This is a genomic window from Flavobacterium bernardetii (genome assembly GCF_011305415.1).
Taxonomy (GTDB): domain Bacteria; phylum Bacteroidota; class Bacteroidia; order Flavobacteriales; family Flavobacteriaceae; genus Flavobacterium; species Flavobacterium bernardetii.
In genome coordinates, this window is the sequence record NZ_JAANOQ010000001.1 from 848,197 (window position 1) to 863,150 (window position 14,954).

Here is a 14,954-nt window from a genome sequence, read left to right on the forward strand (position 1 = left end):
ATTTTATGAACACTTTTTTAATCACTACACTATATCTTGTTGTTTTTTAATCAGTTATGTTAAAATTAGTAAAATACAATCAGTATAAGTTCAATAGATTATTTTAAATTAAGTCTTTCACTATTGATATATTTGTTTAAATTTGATGTGTATTTACTACTCCAAAATTATGAAGAATACCTTTGCAGAAAATATTGTAGACTTTTTACAGCAATACGATCCTTTTAAAACTGTGCAATACAGCGATTTATTAGATATTGCTTCACAAAGCGAAATTATTTATTTAGAAAAATCGAAACGATTATTCAAAATAAACGATGAATTACATAAAAATTTCTACATCGTAAATTCTGGAATTATCCATTTAACAAAAATTATTGATGCTCAAGAAGCTTTAGTCTCAAAATGTTATGTGGGTTCTATTTTTGGATTACGTCCGTTTTTTGCAAAAAATAATTATTCTTTAAATTCTATAGCCAATGAAGATGCTGTAGTTTATGCGATTCCAATTGTATTATTTAAACCTTTGTTGGCTAAATATGCTGTTGTGATGGATTACTTCTTAGAAAGTTTTTCTGAACAAACAAAATCTACTGGTGAAAATTATCAAAATTTAAAAGCTATTTCTGAAGCTGGTTCGGAATCTGAATTAACTGATTTTTCTTATTTTCAAGAATTAGATTACGATAAAAATCCACTATTAGTTCCTATTCATACCAATATTTCTACTGTTGCTAAAAAAATGGTAGAAACTAATAAATCTTACGCAATTGTTACCAATAACGCTAGAATAAATGGTTTAATTACTGATGCCGATTTTAAAAAGAAAATTGCTTTCGGAATTATAAATTTAGAAGCTGACTGCACCACAATTATGCAACAAAATGTGACAATTGTGGAAGAATCTATTTCAGTTGCTGAAGCTCAGTTATTGTTACTTAAAAATGATACGGATTATTTATTAGTTACTGAAGATGGCACAGAAAATACTCGCGTTAAAGGAATGATTTCTGAACGTGATATCATCAAATCGCAATCTAATAATCCTGGCGTTTTAATTGATGAAATTAGAAATGCTAAGAATTTTGAAGAACTAAAATATGTTCATTCGAAATATTTATTTGTCATTCAGAATTCATTTACCAAAAATATTCCGATTTTTCATATCAATAATACGGCTGGTGGAATTTTACATTCAATTATTCAGCAATGTATTAAGTTATGTTTAGAAAAATTAGGCTCACCTCCTGCACGTTTTGTTTGGTTGGCTTTGGGAAGTCAAGCACGTAAAGAGCAATTGGTTTTGAGTGATCAAGATAATATGATTGTTTATGAAGATGTTGCGGCTGAAAAACATCGTGATGTGAAGTTTTATTTCGTACAATTAGCTAAAATGGTGATTTCAAATATGGAGTTATTAGGTTATAAACCTTGTCCTTACGATCATTTGGCAAGCAATATCAAATGGTGTAAATCTTTATCAGATTTTACAGCAATTTATAGCAATTGCATCAAATCGCCAGGTGAAAATATGTCTGATTTTAGTGGGATTTTCTTCGATTTCGAATATATTTATGGAGAAACTAAAATTAAAGATTCTTTAGAAATAGCCATTCATCAAAGTTTAACCAACAACAAGATATTTTTCGATTATATTGGAAATCAGTTATTGAAATCTCCACCACCACTCACTTTTTTCAAGAAATTTGCTGTGGAAGAAAATGGAGTTCATAAAGATAAATTCAATTTGAAACAAAAAGGGTTACAATTTTACATTGATGCTGCGAGAATTTTTGCTTTAAGTCACAACCTAAAAGGTGTTAATAATACCTTTTTACGATTTAAGCAAATGGCGATAACTGACCCGAAAAATGCTGAAAAATACCTTGATTTTGCCGAAAACTACATCAAACTGCAAGAATTCAGAACAAAAGAAGGAATTTTAAATGATAACGATGGTGCATTCATTGATACTTCTAAATTATCGAAAATTGATAAAGAAGAATTAAAAAAAGCCGTTGCAGAAATTGATAATGTTATCGATTTAATCAAAGATAAATACAAATTAACTAGATTTTCATAAACCATATGCTATCAAAATTATTTAATAAAGAATATCCTGAATTTTGGAAAAAATACACCGATTCTTTTAAGAATCCGGCAACAAAATATGTGGTTATTAGTATGGAAACATCTGGTTTAGATACTGAAAAAGATGTAATTATGTCTGTTGCAGCTACTTCGGTGATTGACAACAGAATTATTATTAAAGATTCCTTTGAAGTTTTTGTAATTCATAAAAGACACACCGAATTAGATATTGATAACGAATTCATTTCAGTAAGTAAAATTGAAAAAGTATTCGAAAATAATGCCGTTGAAACCTTATTAAACTATTTAAGTAATTCTATTTTAATTGGTCATCGGGTAGATTTTGATATTGAAATGCTAAATAAAGCCTTAAGCAGAATGAAATTAGGTAATATCAGAAACGAAGCTTTTGATATTGAAGCAATGTTTAATAAAATAAAGGATACAAACGAAAAAAAATATTCCTTAGAAGAAATGAGTAAATCATTAAATGTAGCCATGAGCAACAGAAATTCTGTCGCTGATGATGCATATACTATTGCTTTATTATTTTTAAAAATGAAAGATAAATTGGGAATAAAATAGTAGTCTGAACAACTATTAAATTTGTTTAGCTATTCAGACTACTTTTTTAGATTATTAAAATTCAAATACTTTTGCCATACTAAATTCTTTATTCCACATAGAAAAATCGCTACCACTTGGAGCCATTTTAATTTTCTTAATTAAAGAGGGATTTGATGGATATTTTCTTTTTTCTTTATCGTATTTTAAATGCAAAAAATTTTTAGCTCCTCCATTTTCATCATAATCACCAATTAAAATAATATCATTCCAACCATTAGTTTTTTGATTACTTCTGAATATGGGTTCATTCATAACTGTGAAATTGTCAATTATTTTCATGTCATTAGATAATAATAAAAACGTTCCACCTCCAGACCCTCTAAAATAATTACCTTGAAGATTTACAAAATATTCTACTTTATTATCACTATTTAAATCAATTTCATAGAAGCTAAATTTTCTATCATTTGGTTCTAATATTTTTAAATCTTCTGGTTTTAAATAATTTGCACTGATAAACTCTTTCAATTTATTAGCTGTCACTTCATTTATTGTGGAGCTATTATATTCAATTTTATTTGATTTTTTTACAGACTTCACAGAAATTGAATCAGTTACCCTTTTAACTATAGTATTTTCTTTTTTATTACAAGATGTAAATGAAATTATTAATAATGCTGCAAATAAAATGATTGAGTTTTTCATAAATATTAAATTTTATATGATAAAATTACAAAATTTAATTTAAGAAAGGGTAATCTGTATAACCTCTTTCTGTTCCGCCTCCAAATAAAGTATGATTATCTGAAATTTCGTTTAATAGAGCATTTTTTTTTACTCTTTCTGGATAATCAGGATTAGTTAAAAATTTTCTTCCGAAACCCACTAAATCAACTAAGTTTTTTTCTAATAATTCTTCTGCTTCTACTGGAGTTTTGTTTCCTGTTACGATAATCGTATTTTTGAAATTGGCTCTTAATTTTTCTCTAAATTCTATTGGAATTTTTGGCGCATCATCCCAATCTGCTTCACAAAGATGAATATATGTTATATCTAGTTTGTTCAATTCTTTAACTGCTAACATGATAGTTTGTAGAATTTCTGGATCGTTCATGTCTTTAAAACTAATGAAAGGCGAAAGTCGAACTCCTGTTTTTTCTTTTCCAACAGCTAAAACTACTGCTTTTGTAATTTCAATTAAAAATCGGATTCTTTTTTCTTGGTTTCCACCGTATTCATCCGTTCTTTGATTGCTATTACTTCTTAAAAACTGGTCAATTAAATAGCCATTTGCGCCGTGAATTTCAACACCATCAAAACCAGCTTCTATTGCGTTTTTAGCACCTTTTGTAAATTCTTCAATAACCACATTGATATCTAATTTTGTCATTTCTTTAGGTTCATCAACAGGTACGAAAGTTGCATCACCATTTGGTGCACCATCAAAAATATATACATTCGTATTGTTAGCCATTAAATTTGAAGGCCCAATAGGTTGCAAACCATTCACTTTTGAAGAACTTACACGCCCAACATGCCATAATTGCAAAAAGATAGTACTTCCAGCTTCATGAACTGCCTTTGTGGTTAATTTCCAACCTTCAATTTGTTGTTTTGTATAAATTCCAGGTGTTTTTGCATAACCCATTCCTTGTAAAGAAATTTGAGTAGCTTCTGTAATTATGATTCCTGCAGATGCTCTTTGCGCATAGTATTTTGCCATTAATTCGTTAGGAATATCGCCAGGTTGAGATGCTCTTGAACGTGTCATTGGTGCCATTAGAAAACGATTTTTTACTTCTAAATCGTTAATTCTATAGGTAGAAAATAAGTTTTTAAATTCCATTTTATTAGTTATTTCCAAGTTACTATTTCATTTAAATTTCTTCTAGTTTTTGGTTTAGGTCCTGCAACTCTATAACCAAAAGCTACCATATACGAAACACCGTATTTATTGTTATCTACACCGAAATCTTTCTTCAAAATTTCATCAATTTCTTTCTGTTGTAATCCTTCAATCGGACAACTGTCAATTCCAATTAAGGCAGCAGAAGTCATCATATTTGCTAAAGCAATATAACATTGTTTAGAAGCCCAATCGAATAATTTTCTATCGTCAGTTAAATCATAATCCGATTTTTGAAATTCCTCATAAAATTTTCCTTTGCCTTTTATCATTTCATCTGGCAATTGTTGTACATTTTTCATAAAATTTTGGATGTAGTCACTATTCCATTTGGTTAATGTAGGCTTCATTGTTAATCCAATTACGAAATGACTTGCTGTATCTAGCTTTTTGGGTGCTCCCCAAGCATTTTCTTTTAATAATTCTCGTAACTTTTTTTCTTGAACTATAATAAAATGCCAAGGTTCAAATCCAAATGAGCTTGGAGAAAGTTGTGCGGTTTCTAAAATAAATTCAAAATCTTCTATTGGAATTATTTTAGAACTATCAAATTCTTTACATGCGTGACGAAACTGAAATGCGTCTAATATTTCTTGCTTATTCATAATCTGAAATTTTATTTATTATATTTAGCTTCTGAAGTATCAATTGGTGTGTTAGGGTCGTTTTGAATTAATTTTGCAATTTCATCTTTACGCATAAAAACAACTCCCGATTTTGATTCTGCATAAGTTAAAAATTCTTCTAAAACTTTAATAATTGCAGGTGATCCACCAATTCTATCATGTAAACTGATTGACATCATTCTTCTTTTTGTAGCCCCTTCAGCATACAATTGATCAAATTCATATTTTAATTGTGCTAAATATTGATCTGGACTCCAATGTTTGCCTTCAATGTTTACAATATCATTATTTCTTAAAGTATAAGGCATAACTACGAAATTTTCCCCTCTAACTTTTGTTATATAAGGTTCATCTCGACTTAAATCGTCAATATGATACAGAAAATTTAAGTCTTGTAGAACTTTCAAAGTATTTGGTCCTCTTCTTAACCAATTTGCATTATAACCGACTGCACGTTTTCCAGTGATTTTTTCCACTACTTCTACTCCATCTTTTACAAATTTTAATTCTTCAGCATAATTTTTATCCCATTGATTACTCCACGACATTCCGTGAGCTGCGATTTCATGTCCACCATTTGCTATGGCTTTTGCAATTTCAGGATATTTAACCGCTGCTTCTCCGACTACATGTGAAGTTACATAAATGTTGTGTTTTTTCCAAAGATCAAGCATTCTATATACACCTTCATTTGCCCCATATCTAAACCAAGATTCCGCAGGTAAATCAGGATTTCCTTTTGGTAATGGATTTCCGGAAAATGGACTTTCAGCACCTTCTGGTTGTCCGCCAGTTTCAAATTGCATCGATACAGAAATAACTAATTGTGCATCATTTGGCCAATATTTTTTTACTTCTGATTTTTTCTCTTTACAGCTTAATGTCAAAACTGATAAAGTAAGTAATGCAAATATTTTATTCGATATATTTTTCATTTTGAAATAATTTAAAATTTGTTATACAAAGATAAAACGAGAAATTAATTGATTATTTGTACGAATCAATTGTATATTTGTAAAAAAATGTTATTTTATGAAACGCTTTTCAGATTTTAATGCCATAAATATTTTCTCTTTAGAATTAGAGTTTTGGGAATATGAATTGCATACTCATAATTTTTATGAGTTATTGTTTATTGAAAAAGGTTTTGGAATACATCATTTAAACGACCTTTCATTTGCTTATAAAGCTGGTGATGTGTTTTTGTTAACACCTAAAGATGCACATGAATTTGAAATTTCAGAAAAAACCATTTTCACTTTCATTAAATTTAGTGATTCTTACTTTATGGAATCATTTAAAGATATTAAAAATAATTTTTCTGCTACTCTTTTCAACCAAATTTTAAAAAATAAAGTCGTTATAAATAGTTCAATTGTAAGTCAAAATTCAGATGTAGTTACACTCTTTAATTTATTATCAGTAATTAGAGAAATATATATTAAAAAAGAAGCCTTCCATAAAGAAATTGTTCAAGGCTTATTTACATCAATTATATTTCTGTTAGAAAAAGAATTTCTAAACAGTTTTAGTATTGAAGTGAACTATGGAAAAGAAGAAAAATTACAAGAAATTTTAGCATTTATTCGTTTGAATGTAGTTGATTCTGAAAAATTGAAGATCAACTATTTGGCAACTAAATTTAATATTTCACCAAATTATTTGAGTGTGTTTTTAAAACATAATATTGGAATGTCACTTAGAAAATATTGTGCTGAAGTAAAATTAAAATTAGCTGAAAATTTATTAAAAGACAGCAACTTAAACATCAATGAAATTGCAGAAAAACTTGGTTTTATTGACCCTAGTCATTTTAATAAGTTTTTTAAAAAACATAAAAAAATCAATCCTAGTGCATTCAAAGTGATAACAAAAAAATAGCAATTAATTTAATAAAGAATTTATCGCTTTATTATTCAACTTTTTTAAATCTGAAACAAAAATAATAGCGAGTATTGAGCTAAAAACCAATGTAATTAAAGCCAAAATAAACAAAGTTCCACCGTCATTCATTACTTCAATTCCAAGTATGAATATATGTGAAATAATAGCGCCAAACATCGTTCCAACAACTGTTAATGCTGCATAAAACCTCGTTTTATTTATAAAAAGTAAAATTGAAGCAATTAATTCAACAATCCCAGAACCTATTCTGCCAATCGGTTCCATTCCCAATTTTTCAAAAATATAAACTGATTCTACACTTCCTGAAAATTTGAAGAATAACGTTTGTAACAAAATAATAGCTACAATTACTTTTAAAACTAAGATGAAATATTTATTCATAATTATTTGATTATTTTTTTCCAATTTACATCTGCTTTTGCTTTTAATGTTGCTTCATTTTTATTCCAGCTTTTTAACGTATTGTTAAAATAAGCGTTGTAAAATAAAAATAATTTTCCATCAACAATTTTAAAAGTTTCTGGATTAATTTCAACTTTTTCACCTGAATCACCCATCGCGTAAGCACACCAACCACCATACTGAGGTTCATACTTTGCAGGGGTTTTTATAAATAAATTTTTATTTTCTACTGTTGAAAAATAATAAATTACACCTTCGTAAGTTGTAGAAATTTCTTTCTTTCCTTTTATGGCTTTGTTTAGTTTAAAATATCCAACGGCATCATAACCTTGAATAGCTACTTTCTTTTCTAAATTGAATTCTGTAGTTCTTTTGGATTGATTTTGAGAAAAAACGGAAAAGACTATAAATAATAAAACGATTGATAATTTAAACTTTTTCATAATTCTAAAATTTTAAAATGAATATTTATAATTGATCCCTAAAGTGACAGATCTGGTTAATCCATCAGGTCTAATTTCTCTGTAAACCACTGGAAAAGCTATGGATGCTTCAATACTATTCCTGTCGTTAATTTTATAATTTGAAATGAAATTTGCGTTAATTGTTATTCCTTCAGAGTTTTTAATTTCTTGTCGTTTTCCAAAAATATCTTCGTAAGTATCATTTCCTAAATGGTAAATAAAAAGAAAATTGGGTTTATAAGTAAATTTTTGACTTTTCGATTTAAACGTGTACATACTTCTGAATAAAACATCCGATTTTCTTTCAAATAAGTTAGTAGTTGGAAAATCATTGGAAGCGGAATATTCATCAAAATAAGAATTCCCATTAGAATTAATGACCGGAATTTGAATAACTGAATTGAAATTCCATTTTTTGTATTTGAAATCAGCTCCCAAAAACAAGTCGTAAGTTCCTAAACTCGACTGATAATCCAAAGGAATCGAGAAATTATTAATTTTATCATTACTTCCAGTAAACGGAATTTTGATTCCTAAAAGTGTGCTCCATTGCTTCTCATTCTTCTCCAAAAACTTATAGTTCCCAATTAGAAAAGCATCTCCAATATTTCCACGCGTTCCAAAACTTCCAGAAGCTTGCGAATAGGTTATTTTTGTTGTTAATGAAAAATGCTCATTAAACGCTCTTGTATATGAAACATAGGGAGAAATGTAAAAAACATCCTCTACACCTTTTCCGAAAACGTTCCCTACTTCTATTTGATTTTTTGTAGAATCAATTACAGAAGTAAAACTGTTACCTATAGAACAAATACCCGCGTCGCTGCAGCCTTGACTATAACCAAATGAGCCAAATAAAATGATACAACTAAATAATAACTTTTTCATTTTAATTAATTTGGAAGTGCGATGGCAAACAAATGATTGTATTGCTGACAATGAATTAAGACATATTTGTACACATTCAAATCCACTGAATTGGGAATTGTGTAAACGGTTTCAGGATTTAGATTTCCTAAATTAACGAATGTATTTGGAGCATTTGTTGTAGAAAGGTAGACTTTTAAATCAGGACCATTTTCTATAGTGTAATTTTCTAAAACCAATTTACGCAGATTATTATCATCATAAATTTTTACATTTCCAGAACCTGAAATTCCGGAAGTCGTGGTAAACTGACCTGATTTTAGTAAAACCGCCATACTTAAATTAAGAGGCTGATTGTTTGTTTGCGTAAATTCTCCTTCTTTCTCACAGGAAATTAAAGAAAATAATGCTACTGATAAAATTAGAAATGTTCTCATACTTTGAATATTTATAAATCAAAAGTAGAAAATCAGTAAAAAATAAAATGTCAGTTAGCTAACAGAAAAGTATTATTTTGATTTGATGTTACTTCTAACAATCTGAAACAATTGAAAAATAGCTAAAACTAAAAAAATGACCCAAATATATTTAGAGAAAAATTGGGGTGAAATAACCTCTTTATTTTTTGCAGCTTGTATAGAAAAAATTATGGCTAACATTCCCAAATAAGTTCCGATAAGTGTTCCTAAAACATAAAACAGTTCTTTTTTATCTTCAACTACAATGTATTTTTCATTGGTTAGATATAAATTCCAACTCATCCAGAACGGAATTTGAGCAAAATTTAGACAACTTAAAATCACACCAGAAATTATAGTAGAGTAACTTAAATAAGAATTGTATTTGTCTAAAGCATTACTAGTGTTTGAAGTGGAACTGTAAGTTAATATAGCGATACCGAGTAAAAAAATGAACGAAAAAATAGAAATGTAATTTTTCCATTTTGGATTCATTGAAACTTTTGCAGACAATTTTAAAGTTGAATAAATCACAATCGCTTCCACAATTAAAACACCAAATAAATATAAATTTAGCTGATTAAAATTAGATGTTGTAAAAATCTGATAGCCAAATAAATTAAGGTATCCCAATGGAATTGAGCCAATAAAACTTACAGCGAAACCAACTAATATGTTTTTTAAGATTTTCAAAACTAAATAGAAACGATTTTATTTAAACACTCGTTGTGGGCTTTGTATTCTTTCATTCCTTCTGTATAATTTAAAAATTTGAAACCTCTATCGTTATTATATTTTCCAATTTTGTACATATAGCCAATATGTCGAGCTAATTCTTTCCAAGCGAAAAATATGTTATGTTTTGGATCGTAAATATGAGTTGGTTCGCTCCCACTTCCATTTAATTCTACAATAGAGAAATTTTGTCCGTTTTCTAATTCTTCAAAAGTATTGTACATAATATCAAATCGTCCGAAATAAAATTCAGAAATATCTTTACTAATATTTTCAATAACATTGTTTAATTTTTCAGAAATCAAATGACTTGAATCGATGAATTTCGCACCACGAGCATGATTCCCATAAGGTACTAAATTTACTTTTTCACCTTTAAGTAAAACTTTAAGTAACTTGTCTTTATATTCTTTTTGTAAAGCTTTTAGTTGAAATTCAAATCTTGGAGTTTGTTTGATTAATTGTTCTATTGTATGGGTTCCATCACCTTCTACAATTAGATATTCTTTAGAAACTATTCCGGTTATTTTTCCTTTAGTTTCATTTGGTAATTTTACATAAAAAATACCCACTTCATTTTCAAACGGAATCACATCTTGAATTAAAAAATCGAAATCTGCTTTAGCGTGATAGTCTTTAAGTTCTTCTAAATTAGTGATTTTTTTTACACCATTTCCTCTTAAGCCCATATCTGGTTTTAAAATCAGAGGAAAATTGAAGTTCGATACATTAAATCCTTTTAAAACGGCTTCAATTGGCGTTTTTACTCTTATTATTGACGTTTTTGGATAATATTGTTTTGGAATTAAGTAGTAAATTTCGATTTTACTCTCATTCATAAATCCACCATTTTTAATTTTCGGATTGGCTGCATTGAAGAAAAAAATCGTTTTTGCTTTTATCGAATAATAAACCCAAAGAAAAAATATTGGAAAATAAACTATACCAAAAGGCCAATATTCCCAGTTGAGTACTTTATGTATAAAAAGTTTCAAATTTTAAAATTTAAAAAGTAATAGAATATTCCTCATCCAAAATTAAATCGGAATGTTTCACAGATATTGAATTTCCTGAAATAACTGCTTGCGTCACACTTAAAGTTTTTAGTAAATTATCACGATTGATAATTAAACCATTTTTAGCATCTTTTGGTTCGGTGTTCTTATGGAAAGACTTCATCTTTTCTGATGAAATTTCTTTATTTTCATTCATATATTGAGCAAACCAATTGGCGCGTTGTTGCTGAATTTCAGGAGTGTATAATGTTGAAGATGACCAAATATAAGTTTTATTAATATCTAAATCATCTGTGGATTTTTCTTCACCACTCCATTGTAATTGAAAAAGTTGTTTGTTATCTAAAACAACTAAAGTAAAAGGTTCAATATCAGTTAAATCAATCGTTTTCCATGTCGAAACAACTGAATTCGAAGCGATTAAATCTAAAACTATTATACCACGACTTAAACGATATTTTTCTTTAGCAATGTGTTTGGTTTTTCCACCATTAAGTAGAATTATTGCGTTTCCAAATTCATCTACCACAAACCAAGTTCCGCCGGCTTTAGCATCTTTTGGGTAGATAATTTTTTTATTTTCTAACTGATAAACTTTTGGTTCAATTGCTGATGGTCGCGTTATTTTTTCATCTCTATTTGATGTCAATAAAAATGAATTATTTGCGTAAACAAAACTTACTGTGCACATTGATTTCTATAAACTATAGTTGAAGGTGCTACCCCAAAATTTGCATTAACAGTTAAATAATCAAACTGAAAAACAGCCACTTTAATTAGTGCTTGGTGATGAATACAATGTTCCAAATTATAAATAACTTCTCTAAAATAATTGGTTTTCATATGAGAAACTTCTGCAAAAAACACACTTTCCAAAATTAAATCTTTGTTTTCTTTTTCAATAGAATTACAAATTGCATCGATATTTTCAATGGCAAATGATGGGTTGGTTTGAATCAAAAGATTTCTTTCTCTTTTATCATAATTCAATTCACCAACTTCATAAGAATTAATAGCACATTGAAACAATTCAATAATATGGCGTGTATGTTCACCAATTGAAGCATTGCTTAAGTATTCAATCGGTTTTGAATAATCATCTTCAGAAATCTGATTCAATAAATGTTGTAATTCGAAAAGAGTCTGTTTTACGGATGTAAAATTCATATTAAGTAGTTTGTTTAATGCTTTGGTATTTACAAAAATAATTATTTAAGTGTTACTAAAATGTAAAATTCTCACAATTTTAATATTTATAGTTGATTATTTTCTTGCATTTATCACATAATGCTAATTTTTCATTATCAATTGTTGTTAATTTCTCTGCAGCACTTGTCATAACACATTTTCTATCAGAACAATGTGGCAATCCTAAATTATGCCCAAACTCGTGAATAGCAATTTTCCGTAAACGAGTCATTTCTGTTTTATAATTTTTACTTTTCACTCTAAATCTTGAAACAACGGCGCTTTTTCCTGGTCTGTAAGCCAATCCCATGATTCCAAAATCACAATATTTCCATTTCGGCTCTAATATTTGACCATTTTTATCATTTTTAGTTACAGAAATATCTTCGTTTGTTAATCCTAAAACATAATATACGTCTTTTGGAATGTTTTGGTTTTGAATTTTGATAATACTATCTGCTCGATATCTTGGCGATTTAATTTTTGTAAAAGCAGTTTTTGGTAAAGATATATTTGGCAAAACTTTTGTTTCTAACCTATAAAAACTATCTATCACAAAAGAAATTAATTTAGCGTCTTCTTTTGAGAACTTCCCGTAAGGTTGAATTCCAACAATTCTTTTTTCTTTTTCAGGTTTATAAGTTTTCTCTTTTGAGCATGAAACTAAAAGTAGAATGATTGAGATAAAGTAAATTTTCATTTGGATAATTTTAATAAAAAAAGAGGCACAAAAACTGTGCCTCTAAAATATAATGTTTAGAAAATGTTTTATTACAATTTTCCGTTTTTAATTTCCTCTACAATTTCTGGATTCAATAAAGTTGAAATATCTCCGAAATTATCTACTTCACCTTCTGCAATTTTTCTTAGAATGCGTCGCATAATCTTTCCAGAGCGTGTTTTTGGTAAACCAGACACAAATTGAATCTTGTCTAATTTCGCAATTGGTCCAACTTGATCTGAAATCAATTGATTAATTTCTTTAGATAAATTGTCTTTATCTCTTCCTTCTCCAGTTTCTTTTAAAATTACGAAACCATATAAAGCGTTTCCTTTAATATCATGAGGAAAACCAACAATAGCACTTTCAGCAACTGCTGGGTGTTCGTTGATTGAATCTTCAATTGGAGCCGTTCCTAAATTGTGACCAGAAACAATAATTACATCATCTACTCTACCTGTAATTCGGTAATAACCTACTTCATCGCGTAAAGCGCCATCACCTGTGAAAAATTTCCCTGGGAAAGCTGTAAAATAGGTTTCTTTATATCTTTGGTGATCTCCCCAAATGGTTCTCGCCATTGATGGCCAAGGGAATTTGATACACAAACTTCCTGTAACTTGATTGCCTTCAATTTCGTTGCGTAATTCGTCCATTAAAACGGGTTGAATTCCTGGTAAAGGTAAAGACGCATAAGTTGGTTTTGTTGGTGTTACGAAAGGAATTGGAGAAATCATAATTCCACCTGTTTCCGTTTGCCACCATGTGTCTACTAACGGACAACGCTTTCCTCCTACGTGATCGTTGTACCAATGCCAAGCTTCTTCATTAATAGGTTCTCCAACGGATCCAATTACTTTTAGAGAATCTAGTTGAAATCGTTGTACATAATCGATACTTTCTTTGGCTAAAGCACGAATTGCGGTTGGAGCCGTATAAAATTGATTCACTTTATGTTTTTCGATAACTTCCCAAAAGCGGCTAAAATCTGGATAAGAAGGAACGCCTTCAAAAATTACAGTTGTAGCACCGTTTAAAAGTGGTCCGTATAAAATATATGAATGTCCGGTAATCCAGCCAATATCGGCAGTACACCAAAACACATCATTTTCTTCGTAATTGAAAACATTTTTGAATGTATATGCTGTGTAAACCATGTAACCAGCGGTTGTATGTAACATTCCTTTTGGTTTTCCTGTTGAACCAGAAGTATATAAAATAAATAAAGGATCTTCCGCATCCATTATTTCTGCAACGTTATTTCCAATAGCTTCATCTAAAAGAGGTTGTAACCAAATGTCACGACCATCTTTCATAGTAACTTCAGTGTTTGTTCTTTTAGCGACTAAAACCGTTTCTACACAAGGACATTTTTCCAGAGCTTCATCGACAATTCCTTTTAAATCTACTGATTTATTTCCTCTAAATCCACCATCAGAAGTAATTACCATTTTACATTCCGAATCGTTAATTCTTGCTGAAACTGCTGAAGCTGAAAATCCTGCGAAAACTACAGAATGTATGGCTCCAATTCGGGCACAAGCCAAAACTGATACGGCTAGTTCTGGAATCATTGGTAAATAAATACAAACTCTGTCGCCTTTTTTGATACCTTGTTCACGAAGAACATTCGCCATTTTAGCAACTCTTTCGTATAATTCGTTATAAGAAATATGTAATGCTTCTTCTTTTGGATCATTTGGTTCAAAAATTATGGCAGTTTTATCACCACGTTTTGCTAAATGCCTGTCGATACAGTTTTTAGTGATGTTTACTTTTGCATTTAAAAACCATTTAAAATTAGCTTCTTGCATGTCAACATCAAAAACTTTATCCCATTTTTGATACCAAGTAAAATTTTCATCAGCAATACGATCCCAAAACTTTTTTGGTTCGCGTACTGATTTTTTATACATTTTGAAGTAATTTTCTAAATCTTTGATTTTATAGTAACTCATTCTTCGATAATTTTCTGTTTAATACTGTAAATATAAGTATTCTATTCATG

17 protein-coding genes are annotated in these 14,954 nt (G+C 29.1%); 3 read left to right on the forward strand and 14 right to left on the reverse strand.

Going from position 1 to position 14,954, the window contains the following annotated elements; genetic code table 11:
* Positions 1–169: 169 nt before the first annotated feature.
* Both G6N05_RS04130 and G6N05_RS04135 read left to right on the forward strand, forming a co-directional pair.
* Positions 170–2,083: a DUF294 nucleotidyltransferase-like domain-containing protein gene (locus tag G6N05_RS04130; RefSeq protein ID WP_166125279.1), complete on the forward strand. Its 1,914-nt coding sequence runs from the start codon at positions 170–172 to the stop codon at positions 2,081–2,083.
* Positions 2,084–2,088: 5 nt separating this feature from the next.
* Positions 2,089–2,676 carry a 3'-5' exonuclease gene (locus G6N05_RS04135; protein WP_166125280.1) on the forward strand — a complete coding sequence of 196 codons (588 nt, stop codon included), beginning with the start codon at positions 2,089–2,091 and terminating at the stop codon, positions 2,674–2,676.
* A 54-nt stretch (positions 2,677–2,730) separates the two neighbouring features.
* Here G6N05_RS04135 and G6N05_RS04140 read toward each other — a convergent pair whose 3' ends face one another.
* Genes G6N05_RS04140 through G6N05_RS04155 form a run of 4 tightly spaced genes read right to left on the reverse strand, consistent with a single transcriptional unit; the run spans position 2,731 to position 6,125 of the window.
* Entirely contained in the window at positions 2,731–3,363 is a 633-nt protein-coding gene (locus G6N05_RS04140) for a hypothetical protein (RefSeq protein WP_166125281.1), read from the reverse strand.
* A 34-nt stretch (positions 3,364–3,397) separates the two neighbouring features.
* Complete coding sequence (locus G6N05_RS04145) at positions 3,398–4,504, reverse strand: alkene reductase (RefSeq protein ID WP_166125282.1); 1,107 nt, start codon at positions 4,502–4,504, stop codon at positions 3,398–3,400.
* Positions 4,505–4,512: 8 nt separating this feature from the next.
* Positions 4,513–5,169: an NAD(P)H-dependent oxidoreductase gene (locus G6N05_RS04150; RefSeq protein ID WP_187002998.1), complete on the reverse strand. Its 657-nt coding sequence runs from the start codon at positions 5,167–5,169 to the stop codon at positions 4,513–4,515.
* A gap of 11 nt (positions 5,170–5,180) precedes the next feature.
* Complete coding sequence (locus tag G6N05_RS04155; protein ID WP_166125283.1) at positions 5,181–6,125, reverse strand: polysaccharide deacetylase family protein; 945 nt, start codon at positions 6,123–6,125, stop codon at positions 5,181–5,183.
* Positions 6,126–6,222: 97 nt separating this feature from the next.
* Here G6N05_RS04155 and G6N05_RS04160 point away from each other — a divergent pair, with 97 nt between their 5' ends.
* Positions 6,223–7,071, forward strand: a complete 849-nt coding sequence (locus G6N05_RS04160; RefSeq protein ID WP_166125284.1) for a helix-turn-helix domain-containing protein — start codon at positions 6,223–6,225, stop codon at positions 7,069–7,071.
* A 3-nt stretch (positions 7,072–7,074) separates the two neighbouring features.
* On the opposite strand, the gene G6N05_RS04165 is transcribed toward G6N05_RS04160, so the two are convergent.
* From G6N05_RS04165 to acs, 10 genes are all read right to left on the reverse strand, one after another.
* The gene (locus tag G6N05_RS04165) at positions 7,075–7,476 is read right to left on the reverse strand and encodes a DoxX family membrane protein (RefSeq protein ID WP_166125285.1); all 402 of its coding nucleotides are present in this window, start codon (positions 7,474–7,476) and stop codon (positions 7,075–7,077) included.
* Between the two features lie 2 nt (positions 7,477–7,478).
* Positions 7,479–7,940 (reverse strand): YHS domain-containing (seleno)protein, encoded by a 462-nt coding sequence (locus G6N05_RS04170; protein WP_166125286.1) that lies wholly within the window; start codon positions 7,938–7,940, stop codon positions 7,479–7,481.
* A gap of 12 nt (positions 7,941–7,952) precedes the next feature.
* Positions 7,953–8,849, reverse strand: coding sequence for a hypothetical protein (locus G6N05_RS04175; RefSeq protein WP_166125287.1), 897 nt, complete (start codon positions 8,847–8,849; stop codon positions 7,953–7,955).
* 5 nt (positions 8,850–8,854) lie between these two features.
* The gene (locus G6N05_RS04180; protein WP_166125288.1) at positions 8,855–9,265 is read right to left on the reverse strand and encodes a DM13 domain-containing protein; all 411 of its coding nucleotides are present in this window, start codon (positions 9,263–9,265) and stop codon (positions 8,855–8,857) included.
* 72 nt (positions 9,266–9,337) lie between these two features.
* Positions 9,338–9,979, reverse strand: coding sequence for a hypothetical protein (locus G6N05_RS04185; protein ID WP_166125289.1), 642 nt, complete (start codon positions 9,977–9,979; stop codon positions 9,338–9,340).
* A gap of 2 nt (positions 9,980–9,981) precedes the next feature.
* Entirely contained in the window at positions 9,982–11,016 is a 1,035-nt protein-coding gene (locus G6N05_RS04190) for a D-alanine--D-alanine ligase (protein WP_166125290.1), read from the reverse strand.
* 10 nt (positions 11,017–11,026) lie between these two features.
* On the reverse strand, positions 11,027–11,728 hold the full coding sequence (locus tag G6N05_RS04195) for an NRDE family protein (RefSeq protein WP_166125291.1): 702 nt from the start codon (positions 11,726–11,728) through the stop codon (positions 11,027–11,029).
* Entirely contained in the window at positions 11,716–12,204 is a 489-nt protein-coding gene (locus G6N05_RS04200) for a DinB family protein (RefSeq protein ID WP_166125292.1), read from the reverse strand. The genes G6N05_RS04195 and G6N05_RS04200 overlap by 13 nt, the downstream gene beginning before the upstream one ends.
* A 79-nt stretch (positions 12,205–12,283) precedes the next feature.
* Positions 12,284–12,925 carry an archaemetzincin gene (locus G6N05_RS04205; protein ID WP_166125293.1) on the reverse strand — a complete coding sequence of 214 codons (642 nt, stop codon included), beginning with the start codon at positions 12,923–12,925 and terminating at the stop codon, positions 12,284–12,286.
* A gap of 71 nt (positions 12,926–12,996) precedes the next feature.
* Complete coding sequence (gene acs, locus G6N05_RS04210; RefSeq protein ID WP_166125294.1) at positions 12,997–14,904, reverse strand: acetate--CoA ligase; 1,908 nt, start codon at positions 14,902–14,904, stop codon at positions 12,997–12,999.
* Between the last annotated feature and the right edge of the window lie 50 nt (positions 14,905–14,954).